This window comes from Methylophaga sp. UBA5088, assembly GCF_002414625.1.
GTDB classification, from domain to species: domain Bacteria; phylum Pseudomonadota; class Gammaproteobacteria; order Nitrosococcales; family Methylophagaceae; genus Methylophaga; species Methylophaga marina.
On record NZ_DIAC01000002.1, the window covers coordinates 1,835 to 2,558 of the forward strand.

Annotated in this window: 2 protein-coding genes; both read right to left on the reverse strand. The window is 45.2% G+C overall.

Annotated features, from left to right (window positions below; genetic code table 11):
• A partial coding sequence (locus B4K20_RS00200; protein ID WP_289281427.1) for a hypothetical protein occupies nucleotides 1-248 on the reverse strand: 248 nt, incomplete at its 3' end.
• An 82-nt stretch (nucleotides 249-330) separates the two neighbouring features.
• On the reverse strand, nucleotides 331-724 hold a 394-nt coding region (locus tag B4K20_RS00205; RefSeq protein WP_289281428.1), incomplete at its 5' end, for a type II secretion system F family protein.

Below are 724 nucleotides of genomic sequence, written 5' to 3' on the forward strand. Positions count from 1 at the left end.
TCAATCTGAATCAAGGCCATGGGTTTATCACCTTCATCACTCTCGATATAACCTTTGAAGATTAATTCAGGGACGGTGAACTCACCTCGACCACGCTGAAAACCAGAACCAAACGCGCCATTGTTTTTCTGAAAGGCTGAGCCATGTTCGCTATAACTTGTCTGTGGATCGCTAAATGGGTCTCTCAACAATGGGCGAGAGATTGCTGCTTGTGTGTCGACCGCCGTCAAACTTTGCCAGTCCGACATCGCAGGTCTCGAATTGGGGTTCGCCGAAGCACTGTGGCTGAGCAAAAACAAGCTAAAAATAAAACAGTAACTTTTCATTCGTTTATCCAGACATGGAGAACATAGATTTGAAAAAGGCGTAATAGACGTAACCCACGATGCCACCTATTAACAGAATCGCGGCAGGTTCTGTTGCTGCAGCAATCGCTTTAGTGATGTTGCGAATCTTTTCTTCGTAAAACTGACCAGCATCACGCATGATGGGAATCATGCTGCCACTACGCTCACCCACTAAGACCATTTGTTGGATGAGTTCTTCGATATAGGGTTTATGAAAGCTTTTCCCCATATCATCTCCACGCAAAATACTTTCAGATGCCGCGATGATATTCCCAGAAATGGCTGTGTTACGGATGAGGTCACCAATGATTTCCAACGACTTCACCACTGAAACACCACTTTGTAATAAGGTGGATAAGCCCCACGTAATCTGAGAC